Below are 21,428 nucleotides of genomic sequence, written 5' to 3'. Positions count from 1 at the left end.
GCTCCCAATTATGTGAAGCGGCAAGCCGACGATGACCTTTATAACGGATTAAAAGCCGGGGAATTTTGCTATGTTTTGAATTCCCGGCAAATGGGCAAATCTAGCTTGCAGGTGCGGACAATTCAGCGGCTGAGAAATGAAGGAATTGCTTGTGCTGCGATCGACATTTCGGAAATTGGCAACCGCGGCGTCACTCCCGAACAGTGGTATGCTGGTTTGCTACGCATCCTCGAAAATAACTTTAACCTGTCGGATATTGTCAACGTGCGGACTTGGTGGCGCGATCGCAATTTTTTAACCCCGGTTCAAAGATTGAGCGAATTCATCGAAACCGTACTGTTACCCAACATTTCCAGCAATATTGTCATTTTTATTGACGAAATCGACAGCATTCTCGCCCTAGATTTTCCCGCCGACGATTTTTTAGCCTTAATTCGATCGTGCTACAACAAGCGCGCCAACAATTCAGAGTTCGATCGCCTAACTTGGGCCCTTTTAGGCGTAGCATCGCCGACGGATTTGTGCCGCGAGCAAAATGCCAGCAGCAACACCCCTTTTAATATTGGCAAGGCGATCGAATTAACTGGTTTTGACGAAACAGAAGCTCAACCGCTAGCAGCGGGGTTGGCAGAGCTGACAGACAGCCCTCATGAAGTTTTGAGAGAGGTTTTGTATTGGACGGGCGGGCAGCCTTTTTTGACTCAAAAGCTGTGCAAACTCCTGCTGGAAAATCCACAATTAATCCCGAATTTACCCCCCCCAGCCCCCCCTTGCCAAGGGGGGGAGAAAGATAAAAGTAGCACTTCTAAAGAGTGGGTGGAGAAGGTAGTGCGCTTGAAAATCGTGGAGAATTGGGAAACTCAAGATGTGCCCGAACATTTGTCCACAATTCGCGATCGGCTTTTCAAAGAAAACCAGCGCATTGTCAGGAGACTGGGATTGTATCAGCAAATTTTAGAACAAACTGAAAATGTCCCGGATGGTAGTGCCGAACAAATGGAGTTGCGATTAAGCGGATTAATCGTTAAGCACGGGGAAAAATTAACAATTTCTAATCCTATTTATGAAGCTGTTTTTAACAAAAAATTAATTAAAGACAAATTAGAAAAACTCTCGCCTTACTCGGAAGCGATCAAACTCTGGCTAAATTCTAGCTGTGAAGATGATTCCCAACTGTTGCGAGGGGATGATTTGCAGTCAGCATTAGTTTGGGCGGCAGGAAAAAGTTTGAGAAACGAAGATTTTCAGTTTTTGACTGCCAGCCAGAAAGTTATTTTGAGCGACCAAAATCAACTGCTGCATTCAGCTACACTAGAAACCAAAAAAGCTGTGTACGATGCCGAAAAAGCTTGGAGTGAAGCTGACTCTGCCAAACAAAAAGCCAAAGAGTGGATCGGCATCGGTTCTGCGGTACTGGCCGCATCGTTACTGGCGGCGATCGGCTTTTCAACTCTCGCTTACCAGCGGTTTAAACTAGCACAAGCCAGTATTGAAATCGAACAAAGTGGCAGCGATGCTTTATTGTTGGCGGTATCTCAAAAAACCGAAAGCACAGAAGCTTTATCAGAAGCTTTACTGAGGGCGATCGCCTCGGGTAAAAAGTTAAAAACTTTAGTTGAAAATCAACCGCGTCTAGAACAATATCCGGCTACTATACCGCTGCTAGCCTTACAAGTAATCCTCGATAAGATTAGCGAAAAAGAAGAGCAAATAAAAACCTCATCACTTCCACCACAAATAAAGATGAAGTGGCAAGCTCATATCGGTGCAGTTACCAGCGTCAATTTTAGCCCCACTCACCAAGTTTTAGTAAGCGCCGGAATAGACGATAGCGTTCGGATTTGGAACTTTTCCGGGCAAAAAATTGTTGAATGGAAAGCTGGGCAGCAGTCAGTTAATATGGTAAACTTTAGCCCTAACGGTAAATTTTTAGCAACCGCAGGAAGGGACAGCACAGTTAAAATATGGAATTTATCAGGAAAAAATATTTCTACATTCAAAGGGATTCAAGGCTCAGTTACTAGCATCAGTTTTAGTCCCGACGGACTGTTGTTGGCTGCTGCTGGAATAGACAGCAATGCTGCAATTTGGAAATTGTCAAAACAGCCAAAATCCATATCGTCTAGCGTCGTGAAACTCCCCGGTCACAACGGCTTAGTGAGAAGCGTAAATTTTAGCCCAAACGGAGATTTTATAACGACTTTAGATGGCAACTCTACAGTGCGAATTTGGAATTTGTCGGGAAAACTGAAAAAAACACTTCCCTTTCAGGCAATTGGGCTCAGTTTCACTGCGGCTCCACACCAGTATCGCTTTGCTACAGTAACATTGAATGGCAAAGTAGGGCTGTGGAATTTGTCAGAAAAAGAATTAGTTAAGGAATTTCAAACATTGCATTTAGATGCGAAATCAATTAGTTTTAGTCCCGACGGAGAACGGTTGGCTACAGTGGGAATTGACAAGACTGTAAGGCTGTGGAATTTAGCGGGGCGGCAGGTTGCTCAATTTGAGTTTGAGGAGAATGTTGTTAGTGTCAGTTGGAGTCGAGACGGAAAGCAAATTGCTGTAGCTGGAAGCGACGGCACTGTCTGGCTGAGGCAGGTTGAAGGGTTAGAAGAATTGCTCAAGCAAAGCTGCAATTTTTTCACCACTCAACCGAAGTATTTTACAAGAGTTTCAACTCTCTGCAAGTAGGACACGGCAATGCCATGTCCCTAATGATGACTATCAATTTACTTTAACAGGCGAAACACTTACATTAGGATTTGTAACTCTTTTTAAGAGTTCTTGTCTGGCTTGTTCTGGATTTTGACCTTTGGGTACTTGATATAATAATCTACAGGAACCGTCTTGAGGATTAGCTGCACAAATAATTAGTTGACCGGTGGACGATGCACCTGCTGTGACAATATTATCCCAGCTTCCTTGCGGTTGCGAGTTGTTGAGAATTCCTGAGACTCTGGTACACCGAGTAATCGCATCTTCTCCTGATTCATTGAAATAGTTATCAGCTAGCCACAAAATAACGGGAATATTTTTGCCCTGTTGGACAGCAATTGTAGCTGGACGGCCGCCAGCAGCGCCGCAGAAGAATGAAGGCGTTTGGGCAAAGGCTGGACTGTTTGCTAAAATCGGAGCAGCAAGTGCAATAATTGACGCGCTAAAAACTGACTTTAAGAGCCGAAATTTCATGAGCAGTAATAAGCTTTTTCATTTAAGGTTACTAATAGTCTAAAAAGTTAAGCTGTTTGTTGCCGGGAAGATTAGGCATTTAGAGAAAAAAATAAAATTTATTCTGCAAATTTTTGCCATCGCACACACTGGCCTCATTTAAGCCAAAACTCAGGGAAAAATGCTTGCTGACAAACACCAAAGGCAGAAAATAGATGTAGCCCTAGGGGGCGCAGGCGCGAAGGTATAGGGTAAAGAAGTGGTTTTTCACCGTTTTTTGCTGAGCCTCGCTCTTTCTGAGGCCGTCCCACCTAAAGGGGAACCTGTGTTAACATCGAAAAAAATATTCTCTTTAATAATCAACAATGGGCAATGTTCTGGTGCTGAACGCCTCCTACGAACCCCTTAACATCACCAATTGGCGAAGGGCGGTAGTTTTGTTGCTGAAAGGAAAAGCAGAACAGGTAGAACACAACGGGAAATTTATTGCGCCAAACTTCCCGCTACCAACTGTGATCCGACTGCGGCATTACGTCCGAGTTCCCTATAAGGATATTCCGCTAACCCGCCGGAACATCTTGCACCGGGACGCACACTCTTGTCAATACTGCAGTTATGCGGGGGACGATTTAACCCTCGATCATGTAATTCCTCGATCGCGCGGAGGAGGGGACAGTTGGGAAAACCTTGTCACCGCCTGCGTGCGCTGCAATGTCAATAAAGGCAGCCGCACGCCGAAAGAAGCGGGAATGCCGCTGCGCTATCCGCCTCGGAAACCTCACAGCGGTCTTTATTTTGAAGTGACTAAACACGTTAAGAGCGGTATGCACAAAGAATGGCAAAAATATGTAATAGGCCTTTAAAACCCCTGTCAGCGCAAGCGCGGGGGTTTTTTGCGGAAGTTCTGAGTCCTGAGATTGCTTCGTTCCTGGGAACACACACTCTCTGCATAAATTAAAAAGTTAAACAGTTAAAGAGAGAATTTACGCTCTTAAATCAGGTTTCTCGTAAGAAGTATGGGCTTTGACAACAAGGCATCTACAAAGAAACCGGGTTTAAGAGCGAATGCCGTGCAAATCCTGAAAGAGTTAAATTGTTAATTTTTAACTATGAAAGACCATTCCCCTACCAATTCCGATGAAACATCTGGCAACCGCGAAGGTGAACTTGAGGCCAGCAGCGAGGTTGTACCCGCAGTGAGTGCGCCTGGAAAACGGCGCAGCAAAGCCGAAGTTGCTTCCCAAGAGAATCGCGGCCGTCTCCGCGAGGAATTGCACGATCGCAAAGTCGAGCAATTGCGCCAAATGTTCGATCGCCACAAAGGCACTCGCCAGTTAATATTGCTGCAAGATTTTCCCGACCCCGATGCACTTTCAAGCGCTTGGACTTACAAATTAATCGCCGAACAATACGATATCCAATGCGAGATGATCTACGCCGGCGCCCTCAGCCACCAAGAAAATATTGCCTTAGTTAAATTGACAGGGTTGCCCTTGCAGCGGTGGACGCTGGAAACAGTAAAAACCAAGGATTTGTCGGTGTTTCAGGGTTGCGCTTTCATCGACAACCAAGGGACGACTTGTAGCTTAACCGAGTTTATTTTAGCGGCGGGAGTTCCGATCGCCGCCGTCATCGACCATCACAATTTGCAGGGGGAAATGAACGCAGAATTTACCGATTTGCGCCCTCAAATCCGCGCTACAGCCACGATTTTTGCCGAGTATTTACAGTCTGGACTGTTAGCTCTCGACAGCAGCGTCAGCCTGCACATCAAGTGCGCTACAGCTTTGATGCACGGTTTGCGATCGGATACGAACGCCCTCAGACAAGCTCAGGAGGAGGACTTTTTAGCTGCGGCTTATTTGAGCAGGTTTTACGACCCGCAGTTGCTGAATGCGGTGTTGCAGTCGTCTCGTTCTAAGTGGGTGATGGACGCGATCGAGCGATCGCTCAAACACCGCACAGTCCAGAACAATTTTTCGATCGCCGGCATCGGCTATCTCCGCTATGACGATCGGGATTCTATTCCCCAAGCGGCAGACTTTTTAGTAACAGAAGAGAACGTACACACAGCCGTTGTCTACGCAATTGTTCACGACAAAGACGAAGAAATTGAAGTAGTAATTGGCTCGCTGCGAACTAATAAACTTACTCTCGACCCCGACGAATTCATTAAAGAAGCCTTCGGTCAAGATGCTCAAGGACGCTTTTTTGGGGGTGGCCGAAGTCAAGCTGGAGGTTTTGAAATTCCGGTGGGATTTCTTTCTGGCGGGAATGAGAACAGCGATTATGCAAGGCTAAAATGGGAAGTATTTGACGATCAGATCAAGCAAAAGTTGCTGCATTTAATTAGCCCTAAAGACAATCCTGTTTACGACCATTAACTCGGTAGTTTTTAGGTGCGGCCTTGATTCCAGCAAGAGTCTCGGTTCTGCCTCCGGTTACTACGAGCTTTTGCTGTGTTTTTTTCTCATTTCGTCGGGCAAAATCTCAATTTGACAATCAGCCCTAGACGCATTCTAACTCTCATCAACCGGGTTTTTTAAGTCTTATTGAGTGTTTGAGCGAAGTAAGGGAGTTAAAAAACCCGGTTGGTCCGTCTAGGACTAACAATAATAAATTTTATCCCTATTTTCCAAAAATACACACCCAAGAAACCGTTTTTTTTTACGATGGTCAAGGGAGGCAACTAAGTATTTTGGTAAAAAACCAGGTTGCGCGGGAAAAAATTAGTTTTATTTAGTTTACTAAAGTCCACAATATAATTATTGTAATTTAATAATTATCGAGGCTTATTTTTGTGATAGTTAAATTTAAAAAAAAAACATTTTTTTAGAGTTGATGTAGGAAAGTTTAGGCAAATATTTTTTTATAAAAAAGTGCCGCACGATCAAAAAAGTATAGAGGGATAATGATAAAATATTTTTTGGTCTAAGTTACCTAGTTAAAAAGGAATTGTAGCATTTCATAAAAGTCTTTATTTCAACATAAAATGTGGGTTTCTTTTCTTAAGTAAGCAACCTGTTGCTACGAGTTAAAAGAAATTATTATATTTTTTTGTGGCAGGCTAGAATAGTAAAAAATTGGTTAACAAAAAAGGAACGCGGAGATGTCTACAAACCAGACTTTCTCTTGGTCGTTAGAGAAAATTCTAGAAAAAGTTTCAGAAATTGCACTTCAAATCAACGAGTTCGGGGAGCTGGAGACAATTTTGCAATGTGCGCTAGAGGAAACCAGGGTGCTGCTGCAAACCGATCGCGTGATTATTTATCGCTTCTTACCAAAAGGAAATGGCGTAGTATTTGCTGAATCGGTTGATGCTCAGTGGCCGCGAATCCTAGGAAAACAAATTTACGATCCTTGCTGTGAATCCACCTGGGTAGAGCGTTACAGCCAGGGACAAACGAGCAGCATTTCTGATATTCACAGCGGTTCTCTTCAAGCTTGTGATGTCGAATTGCTCGATCGCCTCCAGGTTCAGGCAAATTTAGTTGCGCCAATCTTGCTAGATGGCAAACCGCAGCAATCTCCGAAGCTTTGGGGACTGTTGATTGCTCATCACTGCCGAAGTCCGCGTCAGTGGGAACCTATCGAGGTTCAGATCCTGCAGCAGGTTGGAATGCACATCGGGTTGACGATGCGGCACTTGGAATCTCACCCCCCGGTACTGGGGCCAAATCAACCGCCGGAACTCGAAACAGAACCAAATCAAACTGATCCCAGTACAGAAAGCGCGCCCAGAGTCAATCATCAAAATTGTCTACCACTAGAGTTTGCCTATTCCCTGAGCGGCGATATTGTCCAGCTCAAAGCTTTTGACTTGTTGCAAAACCCGATCTGGATATTTGATATTCAGCATTTGCAAATGCGGTGGGCAAACCAAGCATCCTTGTACCTGTGGAATGCTTCTAGCCGGCAAGAACTTGTGAGCCGCAACTTTAGCGATGTGTCAGAGTCTACTGGGATTCGCTTGCAGACATATCTGCAGCAGTTTCAGCAAGGCAAAACCTTGTCCGAGCAGTGGACGTTTTACCCGGGCGGTCAGCCTGTTTCTGTCCGCTGTCGGTGTTCTGGGATCGGGATTGAGGGCGGGCGTTTGGCAATGCTAGTCGAGGGTACAGTCGAAAGCGCCGATCGAATGGAGCCGGAAATCCTGCGAGCGATCGAGGCACTCCGACACACCACGCTCATGGTTTCGCTATATACCCTCGAAGGTGCGCCGCTGCTGCAAAACCCGGCGGCCTTGCGCTGTTACGGGGAGGCGCTGCACCCTGGCTCTGCGACAGATAATGCTTTTGTGAGCCGCTTTGTTGACTCTCAGGTAGGAGAGCGAGCAATGGCAGTTCTTAAGTCCGGTGAGGTATTTAGCATCGAGGCTCAAGTGATTACTCTGACGGGAATTCGCTGGCATAGGATGGACGTGTGGTGTACCGACGACCCGGTAACAGGCAACCCGATGTTGCTCGTGAACGAAAAGGACGTTACCGACCGCCACCAGACAGAAACAGCCCTCCAAAAGAGTGAAACCCGGTTGTCAGAAGCCCAGCGGGTTGCCCAGATCGGTAACTGGGAATGGGACGTAATTACGGGTAAAATTACCTGGTCTCCCGAACTCTTCGAGATTGTGGGACGACCCAGCGCCCTAGGCGAACCTACGTATGAAGAAAACCTGCGGCTTTACCATCCCGAAAGTGCCAAACAGCTACACCTGGTAGTTCAACGAGCGCTCACTCATGGGCAGCCTTATCTATTGCGCCTCAGAATTGTGCGCCCGAATGGTTCTATCCGCCATACTGAAGCCAGAGGACAAGCCGAACTCAATGCAGAGGGACAAGTCATTCGGTTGTTTGGTACATCCCAAGACATTACGGATCTCGTCAAGGCGGAAACAGAACTCAGAGAATTGAGTAGAGCTCTTGCTCATGCAGTTGAGGGCATCTCGCGGCTGGATATTTTCGGACGGTACATCAGCGTTAATCAAGCCTACGCGAATATAGCAGGTTATCAGCCTGAAGAAATGGTTGGTATGAATTGGCAGAAAACAGTTCATCCCCACGACTGCGACAGGATGATGGCCGCTTATCAAAAGATGCTAGCCGAGGGCCGAGTGGAGGTTGAGGCCCGGGGTATCCGGAAAGATGGCTCGATCTTTTACAAGCAGGTGGTGATGTTGGCGGCCTACGACTCGCAGGAGCGATCGATCGGGCATCACTGCTTTATGAAGGATATCACCGATCGCAAGCAAGCAGAAGCAGCATTACAACTAGAGTTCCAGCGTCTGAGTATAGTGATAGCTACCCAACAGGAAATCGCCATCCGCAATCCCAATCTTGATGCAGTCATGGCTGTGATTGCAGAGAGGACTCAAGATTTGACCCGCGCCGATGGAGCAGTGATTGAAATGGTTGAAGGGGATGAAATGGTGTATCGGGCAGCCAGCGGTATCGCCAGCGCCTATATTGGATTACGGATCAAAGTAGGGACAAGTTTATCGGGAAAATGTATTGCGACCGGTCAAATCATGCTTTGCGAGGATTCAGAAACCGATGCACGGGTGGATCGGGCTGCCTGTGAGCGCATTGGTCTGCGGTCAATGGTGGTTGTTCCCTTGTTCTATCAGGACGATCGGGTTGGCGTCTTAAAAGTGCTTTCAGCTAAACCATCTGCGTTTACAGAGTCAGATATCCAGACCTTACAACTGATGGCCGGGTTTCTGGCAAGCAGCTTGCATCTGGCTTCAGAGTTTGATGCCAAAAACATTCTCCTGAGTCAATTACAGGAAAGTGAGGAACGCTACCGTTCTGTGATTACTAGCATGACAGAAGGTGTCGTACTCCAGCTAGCAAACGGACAAATTACTGCGTGTAATGCTAGTGCCGAAAGAATTCTCGGGCTGACCCCGGAGCAAATGATGGGGCGCACATCCGTAGATTTAGACTGGCGAATCGTTCGGGAGGATGGCCAACCGTTCCCGGGCCAACAGCATCCGGCAATCCTCACCCTGCGAACGGGACAAGGGCGATCGAATGTGGTGATGGGCATTCACAAATCGGATAAAACGCTGACTTGGATTTCGATTAATTCTCAACCGCTGTTCCATCTCAATCAGTCTAAACCCTATGCAGTATTGACGACTTTTGCTGATATTACAGAACACAAGCGGGGCGAGGAGATGCTCAGACACCGGGCGGAACAAGAAAGATTGATTGCTACGACAGATGGGTTAACACAAGTAGCAAACCGCCGCTGTTTTGATGAGCGATTGCAGTCGGAATGGCATCGGCTGATGCAGGGAAAACAACAGCTTTCGTTGATTATGTTGGATGTAGATTATTTCAAGCGATATAACGATTGCTACGGACATCAAGCTGGGGATACTTGTTTGGTGCAAGTGGCGAAAGCTGGTGCCGCCGCGGTTAAACGTTCTACCGATTTGTTTGTGCGGTATGGGGGCGAAGAATTTGCTGCTATCCTGCCGAGTACGGATGCAGCAGGGGCGATCGCGGTTGCTGAGTCGATGCGTCAGGCAATCCGAGATTTGGGAATCCCTCACGAGCAATCTGAGGTAAGCTCGATCGTGACTGTGAGCATGGGAATTGCAACTGTGATTCCCACTGCGGAAATATCACCCGATGAACTCGTTGCCGTCGCCGATCGAGCATTATATGATGCGAAACGACAAGGGCGCGATCGCTACAAAAGCGCAAACCCGCTGACGGCGCCAGAGGTTAATCCAGTTGTAGAATAGGCAAAAGGTAGGTATATCCTAGATTTCTCCTAGAAAAACCGGACCCAATGCCTGGAAGTATTGATATATGGTTATTTACCTGATCCGGCACGGTATCGCAGCCGCACCAGAAGAATATGATACAGACTCAGAACGCCCGCTGACTAAAGAGGGCGATCGTAAAACCAGGAAAATTGCCCAGCGGCTGTACGAACTCGAAATTCAGTTTGACCTGATTCTCACCAGTCCCCTACTGCGGGCCCAGCAAACCGCCCAAATCCTGCAAACAGTCGGTTTGAGTTCCCAAATAGAAGAATCCGCCACTCTCGCACCTTCAGGAGACATCGGGAACTGGCTGGAGTGGTACAAACATTGGCAGGAAATAGGTAGCCGCAGCTTGGCCCTAGTGGGCCACCAACCAGACTTAAGCCACTGGGCCGAAACTTTGCTGTGGGCTCGATCGCAAGATGCCCTGATTCTCAAAAAAGCAGGTATCATCGGCTTAATCCTCCCGGAGACCGGCTCCCCAGTGGGCCGCAGCCAAATGTTTTGGCTAACTGCGCCCAAGTTTTTGCTGCACTAGAAACAGGGAACTGCCCCGACATTAACAGGACCCGCCAGCCCTCTTAAAACTGCATTCTGGGACGTGGAAAACGGGAAAAACCCGCGAAAATACGCAGGGGTGCGATCGGGCTATCTGTTGAAAAACCCGGTTTCTGAACCCCGATTAAATGATTATTTGTCAAGACTGTGACACTATCTTGGTTTCTGGTAATGTACTTTTAGTAGTATTGAACTCACACAAAACGGTATCGCAATGGTCGTCGGCGAATTCAAACCAGGTTTAGAAGGTGTTCCCGCCACCTTGTCCAGCATTAGCTACGTCGATGGACAAAAAGGGTTGCTGGAATATCGCGGGATTAGCATCGAGGAACTGGCACTGAAAAGTTCCTTTCTCGAAACTTCATATTTATTAATCTGGGGGGTACTTCCGACAAAGGAAGAACTCGAAGCTTTCGAGCATGAAATTCGCTATCACCGCCGGATCAAATATCGCATCCGGGACATGATGAAATGCTTTCCTGAAAGAGGACATCCCATGGACGCCCTGCAAGCTTCAGCGGCCGCTCTGGGCTTATTCTACTCCCGCAGAGCTCTCCCCAACCAGGGATACATTCGAGAAGCTGTCGTGCGGCTGCTAGCGAAAATTCCGACTATGGTGGCGGCGTTCCAGCAAATGCGGCGGGGTGATGACCCAGTACGGCCGAGGGATGACTTGAACTACTCGGCTAACTTTCTGTATATGCTCAACGAGCGAGAACCAGATCCACTGTTGGCTAATATTTTTGACGTTTGCTTGACTCTCCACGCCGAACATACAATTAATGCCTCTACATTTTCGGCAATGGTAACAGCTTCGACGCTGACAGATCCTTACGGGGTGATTGCTTCGGCAGTTGGCACTTTGGCGGGGCCACTACACGGGGGAGCTAATGAAGAAGTGATTGATATGTTGCAGCAAATTGGTTCGGTAGAAAATGTGCGGCCTTTTGTCGAGAAGTGCGTTGAAAACAAGGAGAAAATCATGGGGTTCGGCCACCGCGTGTACAAGGTGAAAGATCCGAGAGCAACTATTCTCCAAGGGTTAGCAGAACAGTTGTTTGACAACTTCGGCCGCGATAATTATTACGACATTGCTGTCAAGTTAGAAGAAGTGGTTGAGGAAAAACTAGCTCACAAGGGAATTTATGCAAATGTAGATTTCTATTCGGGTTTGGTTTACCGCAAAATGGGAATTCCTACAGACTTGTTTACGCCCGTATTTGCGATCGCCCGCGTTGCCGGCTGGTTGGCCCACTGGAAGGAACAGCTAGAGGCAAACCGCATTTACCGCCCGACTCAAATATATACGGGGACTCACGGTGCTCCTTATATTGCGATCGAGGATAGGCTCCCTTCCTAAAGCAAAATTATCAACCCAGAGCTGAAAATGACGAGAAGAATTTTTTTGCTTTCGTGAAATGTTGAAGTAAAAATTGCTTTCGCGTTGCGAGTCAGGAAGCAATTTCTGTCTGCCAAAAGTTGCCGTGCTGGGTTGAACCCCTCTTGTATGTTGTGCTGTGTGTTGGCGACAATAGTAAGAAGTGACGATTTTCAGGAACTCCGGTCCTCAGACTTGCGGGTCTGAGGTTTTTTATTGGAATATCAGGCGCTGCAGCGGATATAGGGGCGAATTGACCAAATCGGTAAAAAAGCCAGTTCGAGGCAGTCAACCCGCCCCAGCCAGGCTCTGATTTACGAATAGCTTTCGATAGGTGCGATTGCACACATCGTTTATTACCCTCAGTATTATACAGCAATGAATTTTTCTATTTTTGACTCTATACATTCCAATTTTCACCCCCAGGTAAATGCGACAAATATTCGTCGATCGCATCCTCGAATTCACCTCGAGAATAAGTGTATGTCAGGGACAGTAGCCCTGTTGCGATCGCCATAATTTGCTCTCTGTCCACTCTGTGATTGAGTTGAGCGCGGCTTAACTTTCCTTCCAACACTTCCCTGCTAGCCTCACGAATTGCGGCTTCTAGTTCATCTTCTATAAAAGATTCCCACTCGGCCGAGTTGATATAGTAAGATGTTTTATTATCTTTGAGATTGAGCTGTTTAATACCTCGGACCGAATTAGCAATAGAAGCAGCCCAAGAATTTGTCAAACGCTGTTCAACTTGGTTTTTAATTAGGTGGATTAGCAGAATCAGTAAAAAAAAACAATATTCCGCAGAGTTGCTTGTTTGCTCATGCCCTCTAACTCATCGACAATTGCTAGAGCATCTTCATTCCTGCCTTCCAAAATACAATTTTTCAGGTCTATTAATTCCTGTACCATTGCTTTTGCCCTCAATATTTATAACGATTTCGTAAGGTGCGCGGTGCGCACCCTACGCGCTTTATTCTTCAGTCCGCAAAGGCGGACTTCGTTTGTACAAACGCGGTTTCAACCGCCGATTTCGCGCTACATCTAAACAGATTGAGTTACATGATGGCGACTGGTCAATTTATCCAATTGATTCACCAACAAACTCAGGAACAATCCCACATCGGTAACAACTCCAATAGACTCGATCGAACCCCGATCGCTCAATTTCGTCACCACCGCCGGATTAATGTCCACACAGACCATCTTCACACCCGCCGGCGTCATATTTCCCACACCAATTGAGTGCAGCATAGACGACAGCATTAACACCATATCCGCACCTCGTAACAGCTCAGTATATTCTTCTTGAGCCTTAACTAAATCCATTTGCGTGTCAGGAAGCGGGCCGTCATCCCGGATAGAACCTGCTAGGGAAAACGGGATATTATGCTTCACGCATTCGTACATGACACCGTTAGTAACCAGCCCGGCTTCCACAGCTTTTGCAATACTCCCGTAACGTCGCACACTGTTAATTATTTTCAAGTGATGGCGGTGTCCGCCGCGCACAGCCACACCGCGTTTCATGTCAACCCCTAAAGAGGTTCCCATGCTCGATTGTTCCATGTCGTGAACCGCGATCGCATTTCCGCCTAACAGCGCTTGTACGTAACCTTCGCGAATCAAATGCGCTAAATGTTCGCCACCACCAGTGTGGATAACAACAGGCCCCGCCGTAACTACCACTTTGCCACCTCGATCTCGAATTTGGCGCAATTCCCACGCTACTTGTTCCACCACCAATTCTACGCGGCGCTCGCTAGAAACGCTGCCAGACATAAAACTGAATTCTTGAGAATTGCGCTGTTCCCGCGATTCGGTTTTACGGATGGTGCGAATACCCACTACATCTACAACGACTTTTTCTCCTACTTTTAAATCTCGCAGTAATTTGCATTTAGCGACTGGACCATCGACAGTTTCAGTAATAGCAACTGCACCGTCCATGCGCTGATTTTGCACTTTCACCCACTGGTTATTTACCCGCACTTCTGTGGGATAAATCGTACTCACATAAAAGTCGTCCGGGCCGACGCCATCTTGCACTACCGGTTCTAAAATAGCGTCGCAAATCTCTTGCGGCGGGGGCACTGCACCCAAGTCAATTAGAAGTCCCATGATTTCTTCCATCACATCGTGGGAAGGAGCCGAAACTTTAACGTCTGCACTGGATGTGCTTTGCCGCTGCTCTCCTAAATTGAAATTGAGGACTTGGAAACTGCCGCCGTTTTCGATAATTAAATCTAAAGCGCGGCTGATTAAACCAGCATCGAGCAAGTGACCTTCCATGCGAATTGTGCGGCTTTCTACCATCACGTTTGCCGATCGCTCTTCTTGCACCGGTTCCGTTACCCGCAGCGTCAAACACTTACAGGCGCCCCCCGCTTTCAGAAATTCGGTCATCGGCGTTTCAATTACTTTAAAACCAGCATTAGTGATGCGCGTTTTCAAAGCTTCGCTAACTTTATTCATTACCACAACTTTGTCAATATTGACGGCATTGCAGGCAAAATTAGCGGCATCTGCTTCTTCAATGGCAATGCGTTTTTCCGGCGCCACTCGCATTTCAATTAAGCGGTTGGAGTACGAGTCAAATGCTGCTGGATAGTAGAGCAAATAGCCGCCTGTCAGGGGACAAAAACAGGTGTCTAGGTGATAGAAACGTTCGTCAACTAAACGCAGCGAGAGCACTTCTATGTTGAGCCATTTTGCTAGTAACGGGTGCGAGTCTAGTTCGGAACGGAAGCCGTATCCGGCCCACAACCAGCGTCCTTCGCGATCGAGCAAAGCATCACCAGCACCCTCAAACGGCAAGTCTTTCGGCAGTTCGTGCACGGTGAAACCTTTGCTTTCAAACCATGCTTTGAAATAGGGCTCTTCGCCTTGGCGTTCTTTGTGATAGAAACGGCTGAGGACGAAGGTATTGCCTAAAAGTAAGCCTGCGTTGGCGGTAAAAACCATATCGGGCCAGCCTTTTGCGGGCGGTACGAGGTCTACCACAGCGTTTTCTTTGAGGACGTGGTAGAGTTTTTCCCACTGTTCGACGGCGCGATCGCGCGATGATTTGTGTACGTTGCCCTCCATCCACGGATTAATCACGTAATCCACATCGTAGTGGTCAGGAGCACACATGAGGAAGCGAATTGAGTCAGTCATAATTCAGTTAAAATGTGGTAGACGCTACAGCAGACGTATGTTGACAGAGTTTGTATAATAGCAACTGTAATATTCACTACTAATTTTAGCATCGCAACGTCTGGGCCTCATAAGGCCAACTCTTAATTATATCACGCTTAGGATTAGATTAAACTAAATCACAAACCGTTCTTATGAAATACTCGTGAAATACTGGAGAAAATGTCTGGTTATTACACACACTATAAGAGGTTTTGATAGATCATTAATAGGATATCCGTTGAATTGTCCCAAATCTGACGATCGGGGCGGGTTTACGCTTTTCTCTGGCTGATATTATAGATTGTTGATGAACCCGCCCCAGAAGAGTTATAGTTAATTAAACGCACATGATATACCAGATTCTCTTAACTTTTTTTAACTTTCAACTTTTGCGAAATCGGAAGTTCGATCGCAAATTCTGTTCCGCGGCCAACTTCTGAATGACACTCCAAATTTCCGCCGTGGGTGTCTTTAACTATTTGGTAACTAATCGACAATCCCAAACCAGTGCCACTGCCGATCGGTTTGGTAGTAAAAAACGGGTCAAATATCCTTGACTGAACTTCGGGACGGATACCGGGCCCGGTGTCAGAAATCCGCACACACACTTGATTTTCTCGGCTGACTTCAGTAACAATGCGAATTTGGTTAACTTTGCAAGTACAGTTTGCTGATGACTCTTCCACAGCGTCGATCGCATTCAACAACAAATTCATAAATACCTGGTTTAATTGAGCCGGATAACACTCGATTTTTGGCAGTGTGCCGTAATTTTTAATGAGTTGAATTTCCCGAGGTTTTTGCTGTGACTGCAAGCGGTGCTGCAAAATCACCAAAGTGCTCTCTATCCCTTCATGAATGTCTATTACTTTGCGAGCTGTTTCATCAAGTCTCGAAAAGTTTCGCAAAGACAGCACTATCTGCTTAATTCGGTTAGCACCTTCTTGCATTGAAGCCATGATTTTAGGAAAATCTTCAGCGATAAAATCTACCTCGATTTCTGCTAATTCTTGAGCTATTTCAGGAACTGGTTCGGGATAGTGTTGCTGATAAAGACTGAGCAATTTTAGTAAATCGCAAGCGTACTGTTTGGCGGGAATAATATTGCCGTAGATGAAGTTGACAGGGTTATTAATTTCGTGGGCAACTCCCGCTACCATTTGCCCGATACTTGACATTTTTTCGGATTGAATTAGCTGGGATTGAGCATTTTTTAAGTATTCCAGAGTTTGTTCTAGCTGTTGCGCTTTTTCTCGTTCTCGCAGTTCGCTAAGCAGCAACTCTGCTTCGGCTTGTTTGCGATCGCTAATATCCATTACTGTTCCCAACAGTTTGATTACTTCCCCGGTTTCGTTAAAAACCGCTTCTCCTCTTCCTTCCACGTATAGGATTTGACCGCTAGGATGAAGAAATCGGAACTCTCTTTTGTAGGAAATGCCTTGCGAGATAGTGAGGGTGACAGTTTTTTGAAACACGTCTCTATCATCGGGATGACACATCTTTAAAAGTTTTGCAGATGTCGGTTCAGTTGCACTTGAGTCAAGACCAAAAATGCGGAATACTTCTTCTGACCAAGTAATTTTATGAGTGACTAAATCAAATTCCCAACTGCCGATATGGGCAATTTTCTGGGCGGCTGCTAGACTAGCTTCGCTCTGTTGAAGTTTAAGTCGCTGTTGTTTATCTTGTTCGAGAAGATTGGCTTGAGCAATCGCAATTCCCATTTGTGCTGCCACAGCTTTCAATAATCTGATCTCATCTTGTGTCCAGTTACGCGGGCGATCGTACTGGTGCAAGCATATCATTCCGTTGGCTTTTCCCTGGTAGGAAGTGCGGATAGATATCATAGACTTTAAACCTATTTGACAGCACAAATCTCTGACATTTTCTAGCAGGGGATCGGAAAAAACATCGTCAGAAACTACAGCTTTATCTTGGGACAATAAAAGCTGAACGTGAGGATTTCCCTGTACCGGAATTTCTAAATTCAAAAGCGATGTTGATGTGGGTTTTCTGTACTCAGCGACATTAACGATTCGGGGAAACGGGTTTTCTTTGTAAGTGTGAATCAAGCAGTAATCGGCATTAAAAATTCTACCTATTTGGGCTGTGGCTGTTTGAAAAACTTGCTCGGGATTTAAGCTGTAGCGGATTTCGAGAGTAATTGTTTCTAGCAGAAATCTTTGCTTGATTTGCCGTTCCAAAGCAGCTAAAGCTGTTTTAAGTTCGAGTTCTGCTTGTTTGCGATCGCTAATTTCAGCAGCAGTTCCCAGAATTTTCCAAGGTTTGCCCTGCGGTGTTCTGACAAAAACGCTCTCCCGGCTGCAAAACCACCGATATTCACCATTTTTGTGCTGTATCCGGTATTCAAAATCAAAGCTTTCGCCATCTTTTGCTGTCTCAAGTTTTTTTCTCTGTTCTGAGAATGCAGGGATATCGTCAGGGTGTATTAACTTAGGAATAAATGTGGCTGCCATCTCCTGTATTTCTTCAAACGTGTAGCCAATATCGCTATAGATTTCGCGGTTGATGTAGAGGCTTCTCTCTTCTATCAAATCGTAAACGTATAATAAATTAGGATTGGTTTTAATTACTGTCGACAGCCAGTGCTGGCTTTCTCGTAGTTGTGCCTCGATCCGCTTGCGTTCTTCTATTTCAGCTTCTAGCAGCGCATTTTTTGCTACAAGTTCCTTAGAAAGCCGACTGAGCAGCAGTTGATTTTCGACGCGAGCCACGACTTCTTCTATTTCAAACGGTTTAGTAATGTAATCTACCGCCCCCAGCGAAAAAGCTTTGACTTTATCAAAAACTTCATTTAAAGAGCTGATAAAAATCACAGGGATATCTTTCGTTTTCGGAGAAGCTTTTAGCTGTTCGCAGACTTGATAGCCATCCATACCGGGCATCATGATGTCCAGCAAAATCAAATCCGGTGGACTCGATAGAGCAAAGTTGAGAGCTAATTTGCCATCTCGTGTCGGCCGCAGTTTATATCCCCGCTTAGACAAAAGCCGGGATACAAGTCGCAAGCTTTCTGGATTATCGTCCACCATTAAAATATTTTCGGGTAAAGCACTTTTTGGAAGTCTAATTGTTTCTCGTCTTGGATTTTTATCGTCATTTGTATTCACAGCAGACCCTCAAATTATTCAAACTTTTTATGTGGGAATACTTTTAAGTCATTAACCGTTTGTAGCTAACGCTCTTGGGTAAACCAGCACAACTCTTGGGTAGATCACACTCCTAAATTATTTGTAATTATATCAAAAATAAGAAGAGTTTGAAAATGTGTGGAAATCTAATTATCGCAGCCCATCAATAAAACAGCAGAGATTTACCAAATCACATGCTCAGCAAGCAAGTTTGATTAAAGGTAAAATTTTTACAATGTATAGAAATAGATTTGGCTGGCATTTATCTGGTGGATCGCTATTGTGTGTTCTAAGTAAATATCCTTAGTCGAAATGACAATTAAAAACCTCCACGATCGGTGGTATCAACTTAAGACTAAAATCCTTTGCTTCTCTGGTTTTTATCCAAGTCTTGAGTCCGGTAAATTCCCTTTCTTAAGCAAGGCTAGGACAATTTAGACATAATTGTCAAACAGTATACCGTTACTATATTTGAGCTTAAGTTGACACCAATGTAACCTGAAACACTCCTACAATCTCTTATATTTTATTTACACCCTCCGGCGGCTGATTTATGGTATCTTTGTCTCAGCCTGCAATTCCCCACAAGCGGCGTACACGGCTTTCACGTTATACCAATTCAGAAAAATTCGAGCTATTTCTAAAGCTAACTGCGGCTTACCTTGGTCAATCAACCACTGCAAAAAAGGAGTCATTGTCCGCTCGTTCAGCATCCCACCTAACGATAAAAATCCCCACAGTATTTGGTGCAAAACAGTCATTTGAATCATCATCCGCACTTCCCAATTAGGGTGCTTTTGATAAAACAAAACTCCCATTCTCCCGCGCTGAATTTCTCGGTCAATCATGCCCGGAATTTGCTCTAAACTAAAAGGTGGGTGCCAGTGATAGCCGACAGCATCCGGACATTTAATCAATTTTAAACCTAATTTTTTCAACCTCACACCCAACTCTAAATCTTCCCATCCGTACAGTTGAAAGCGAGTGTCAAACAGTCCAGCAGCCAGCAGCCAGTGCCGGGCGATCGCGACATTTCCCGTAGCAAAATAAGCAGCCGAAAAATCGGTTATTTTGTATGGTTCCGAAGTAGGATTATCGAAATTACAAGTATTAATCACGCTGCCGTAAGTAAAAACCGCATCAGTATCTTTGTAACCCTGTAGCAAAGCATCTGCATGGGCTTGCAAAAAATGCTCTGTTACCACCAAATCGCTGTCAATAAAAATAATCGTATCGCCCTTAGCATCTTCAACGCCTAAATTGCGCGCAGCGGCGGGGCCTTGGTGACATTGGGCGATCGATCGCACATGAGGCAACAAGTCGGCATCTGCAGCCAACCACTCCAGCGTCCCGTCCGTCGAGCCGTCGTCCACCACAATTATTTCATACTCTCTCACAATCTCACCGAACTGCTGATTTTCCAAAGCCTGTAGACATTTTGCCAAAATCGGTTTACGATTATACGTCGGAATCACAACACTAAAAAACACGGTTTTTCCCCATCTCCACAGTTACCGTATCCCACGGTAGCAGATTTTTCGCAGCAACTCCCCCGCGAAATAGCCAAGTTTGGCAAAAAAAGAATATATAAATCTGTGCTATTTCTGACAAGAATCGATCTCAATTAGGTGCATAATGAAAAGTCGGTTAAACCTCACATTAGGCACCATTCTCAAGAACAGGCAAGATGCCTGTTCCACAAAAATGATATTTTTTGTGGGGTGGGCATCTTGTCCGCCCTGAAAAGCTTAGTGACAAGGGTGCAAGATGTCAGTTAAATTCAGGATGTAAATAGCAATGAGTCGCGCTAAAAAAGTTGTGCTAGCATATTCGGGCGGAGTCGATACCTCCGTCTGCATTCCTTACCTCAAAAACGAGTGGGGTGTGGAAGAAGTAATTACTCTGGCCGCGGATTTGGGACAGGGAGACGAATTAGAACCGATCCGCAAAAAAGCTTTAGCATCCGGTGCTTCGGAATCTTTAGTTATTGATGCTACCGAAGAATTTGTCAAAGACTATGCGTTTCCAGCCATTCAAGCTAACGCACTTTACGAAAACCGTTATCCCCTTTCGACTGCCCTGGCTCGCCCGCTGATTGCTAAATTGTTAGTAGAAGCTGCGGAAAAATACGGTGCAGATGCGATCGCCCACGGTTGCACAGGTAAAGGAAACGATCAGGTGCGGTTCGATGTGTCGATCGGCGCGCTCAACCCCAAGATTAAGATTTTAGCACCTGCACGGGAGTGGAAAATGAGCCGCGAGGAAACGATCGCATACGGCGAGAAATGCGGCATTCCGTCCCCGGTGAAAAAGTCTTCTCCTTACAGTATTGATCGCAACTTATTGGGAATGGCAATTGAAGCCGGAATCCTAGAAGATCCTTGGGCGGAACCGCCGGAAGAGGTGTATTTGATGACAAAGGCGATCGAAGAAACTCCCGACACACCCGAATACATAGAAATCGGTTTCGATTGCGGAAATCCTGTCACTTTAAACGGCAAAGATTTATCACCAGTCGCCTTAATTTCCCAACTCAACGAAATAGTTGGAAACCACGGAGTCGGCCGGATTGACATGATTGAAAACCGCTTAGTCGGGATAAAATCGCGGGAAATTTACGAAACACCAGCGATTTTAGTTTTGATGCACGCGCACCGAGACTTAGAAAGCTTGACGCTGACAGCAGATGTAACGCGGTACAAGCGAGGCATCGAAGAAACCTACAGCCAAATGATTTATAACGGTCTTTGGTACAATCCTTTGAAAACCGCTTTAGACGCATTTATTCAGGACACGCAAAAGCGAGTAACTGGAACCGTTCGGCTAAAACTATTCAAAGGAAATGCGACGATTGTCGGCCGCAAATCTGACAATTCGCTGTACAGTTTCGACTTAGCAACCTACGGCGCAGAGGACGAATTCGATCACAAAGCTGCAGAAGGATTTGTCTATGTTTGGGGACTACCAACCCGCATTTGGTCGGAGAAAAATAGAGGTTACAAATAGGAGCGAATTAGGGTTGAAAACCTGATGTTAAGCCGCCCAATCGAATTCGGATTAACAATTCGATGTTAACCCGCCGAATCGAATTGGCGGCTACACAAACCAAGTCCGCCTTCGCGGAATTAAGAGTAGGGTGTGCACGGCGCACCTTATTTGCCGCAATCGCCCAACCTCTGCCAATTGCCTAAGTTAGGAGTTAGTAAGATACAGTAATAAT

The 21,428-nt window shown here is 45.9% G+C and carries 11 protein-coding genes and 1 pseudogene; 7 read left to right on the top strand and 5 right to left on the bottom strand.

All coding sequences use genetic code 11. The annotated features are described in order from the left end of the window. Nucleotides 1-2,694 (top strand): AAA-like domain-containing protein (locus tag QUA45_RS18485; protein ID WP_333221783.1); only part of this gene is annotated, 2,694 nt, incomplete at its 5' end. 33 nt (nt 2,695-2,727) lie between these two features. Here QUA45_RS18485 and QUA45_RS18480 read toward each other — a convergent pair. Next, the gene (locus QUA45_RS18480; protein WP_333071047.1) at nt 2,728-3,192 is read right to left on the bottom strand and encodes a COP23 domain-containing protein; all 465 of its coding nucleotides are present in this window, start codon (nt 3,190-3,192) and stop codon (nt 2,728-2,730) included. 344 nt (nt 3,193-3,536) lie between these two features. Here QUA45_RS18480 and QUA45_RS18475 point away from each other — a divergent pair, with 344 nt between their 5' ends. The 5 genes from QUA45_RS18475 to QUA45_RS18455 all read left to right on the top strand — a co-directional run bounded on the left by QUA45_RS18475 (nt 3,537) and on the right by QUA45_RS18455 (nt 11,861). After that, complete coding sequence (locus tag QUA45_RS18475; protein ID WP_333096229.1) at nt 3,537-4,034, top strand: HNH endonuclease; 498 nt, start codon at nt 3,537-3,539, stop codon at nt 4,032-4,034. A gap of 246 nt (nt 4,035-4,280) precedes the next feature. After that, complete coding sequence (locus QUA45_RS18470) at nt 4,281-5,555, top strand: bifunctional oligoribonuclease/PAP phosphatase NrnA (RefSeq protein ID WP_333221782.1); 1,275 nt, start codon at nt 4,281-4,283, stop codon at nt 5,553-5,555. Between the two features lie 725 nt (nt 5,556-6,280). Further along, a complete protein-coding gene (locus tag QUA45_RS18465) occupies nt 6,281-9,919 on the top strand; it encodes a diguanylate cyclase domain-containing protein (protein ID WP_333221781.1) in 3,639 nt (1,212 codons plus the stop codon). Between the two features lie 67 nt (nt 9,920-9,986). Further along, nucleotides 9,987-10,481, top strand: coding sequence for a phosphohistidine phosphatase SixA (sixA, locus tag QUA45_RS18460; RefSeq protein ID WP_333221780.1), 495 nt, complete (start codon nt 9,987-9,989; stop codon nt 10,479-10,481). Nucleotides 10,482-10,715: 234 nt separating this feature from the next. Then, nucleotides 10,716-11,861 carry a citrate synthase gene (locus QUA45_RS18455; protein ID WP_333096234.1) on the top strand — a complete coding sequence of 382 codons (1,146 nt, stop codon included), beginning with the start codon at nt 10,716-10,718 and terminating at the stop codon, nt 11,859-11,861. A gap of 418 nt (nt 11,862-12,279) precedes the next feature. On the opposite strand, the pseudogene QUA45_RS18450 reads toward QUA45_RS18455, so the two are convergent. The 4 genes and pseudogenes from QUA45_RS18450 to QUA45_RS18435 all read right to left on the bottom strand — a co-directional run bounded on the left by QUA45_RS18450 (nt 12,280) and on the right by QUA45_RS18435 (nt 19,698). After that, nucleotides 12,280-12,788, bottom strand: a pseudogene (locus tag QUA45_RS18450) (DUF29 family protein). Between the two features lie 132 nt (nt 12,789-12,920). Beyond that, complete coding sequence (argZ, locus tag QUA45_RS18445) at nt 12,921-15,035, bottom strand: bifunctional arginine dihydrolase/ornithine cyclodeaminase (RefSeq protein ID WP_333096236.1); 2,115 nt, start codon at nt 15,033-15,035, stop codon at nt 12,921-12,923. A 386-nt stretch (nt 15,036-15,421) separates the two neighbouring features. Beyond that, nucleotides 15,422-18,187, bottom strand: a complete 2,766-nt coding sequence (locus QUA45_RS18440; protein WP_333221779.1) for a PAS domain-containing protein — start codon at nt 18,185-18,187, stop codon at nt 15,422-15,424. Nucleotides 18,188-18,759: 572 nt separating this feature from the next. After that, entirely contained in the window at nt 18,760-19,698 is a 939-nt protein-coding gene (locus QUA45_RS18435; protein WP_333096238.1) for a glycosyltransferase family A protein, read from the bottom strand. 307 nt (nt 19,699-20,005) lie between these two features. On the opposite strand from QUA45_RS18435, the gene QUA45_RS18430 reads away from it, so the two are divergent. Then, nucleotides 20,006-21,214 (top strand): argininosuccinate synthase, encoded by a 1,209-nt coding sequence (locus QUA45_RS18430; protein ID WP_333096239.1) that lies wholly within the window; start codon nt 20,006-20,008, stop codon nt 21,212-21,214. Nucleotides 21,215-21,428: the final 214 nt, after the last annotated feature.

This window comes from Microcoleus sp. Pol12A5, assembly GCF_036701435.1.
GTDB lineage: Bacteria > Cyanobacteriota > Cyanobacteriia > Cyanobacteriales > Microcoleaceae > Microcoleus.
This window is presented reverse-complemented; position numbering and strand designations above follow the sequence as displayed.

Excerpts from the sequence above, each read along its gene's own strand:
- QUA45_RS18480 (WP_333071047.1), bottom strand. The coding sequence starts at position 3,192 with ATGAAATTTCGGCTCTTAAAGTCAGTTTTTAGCGCGTCAATTATTGCA.
- QUA45_RS18475 (WP_333096229.1), top strand. The coding sequence starts at position 3,537 with ATGGGCAATGTTCTGGTGCTGAACGCCTCCTACGAACCCCTTAACATC.
- QUA45_RS18470 (WP_333221782.1), top strand. The coding sequence starts at position 4,281 with ATGAAAGACCATTCCCCTACCAATTCCGATGAAACATCTGGCAACCGC.
- QUA45_RS18465 (WP_333221781.1), top strand. The coding sequence starts at position 6,281 with ATGTCTACAAACCAGACTTTCTCTTGGTCGTTAGAGAAAATTCTAGAA.
- sixA (WP_333221780.1), top strand. The coding sequence starts at position 9,987 with ATGGTTATTTACCTGATCCGGCACGGTATCGCAGCCGCACCAGAAGAA.
- QUA45_RS18455 (WP_333096234.1), top strand. The coding sequence starts at position 10,716 with ATGGTCGTCGGCGAATTCAAACCAGGTTTAGAAGGTGTTCCCGCCACC.
- argZ (WP_333096236.1), bottom strand. The coding sequence starts at position 15,035 with ATGACTGACTCAATTCGCTTCCTCATGTGTGCTCCTGACCACTACGAT.
- QUA45_RS18430 (WP_333096239.1), top strand. The coding sequence starts at position 20,006 with ATGAGTCGCGCTAAAAAAGTTGTGCTAGCATATTCGGGCGGAGTCGAT.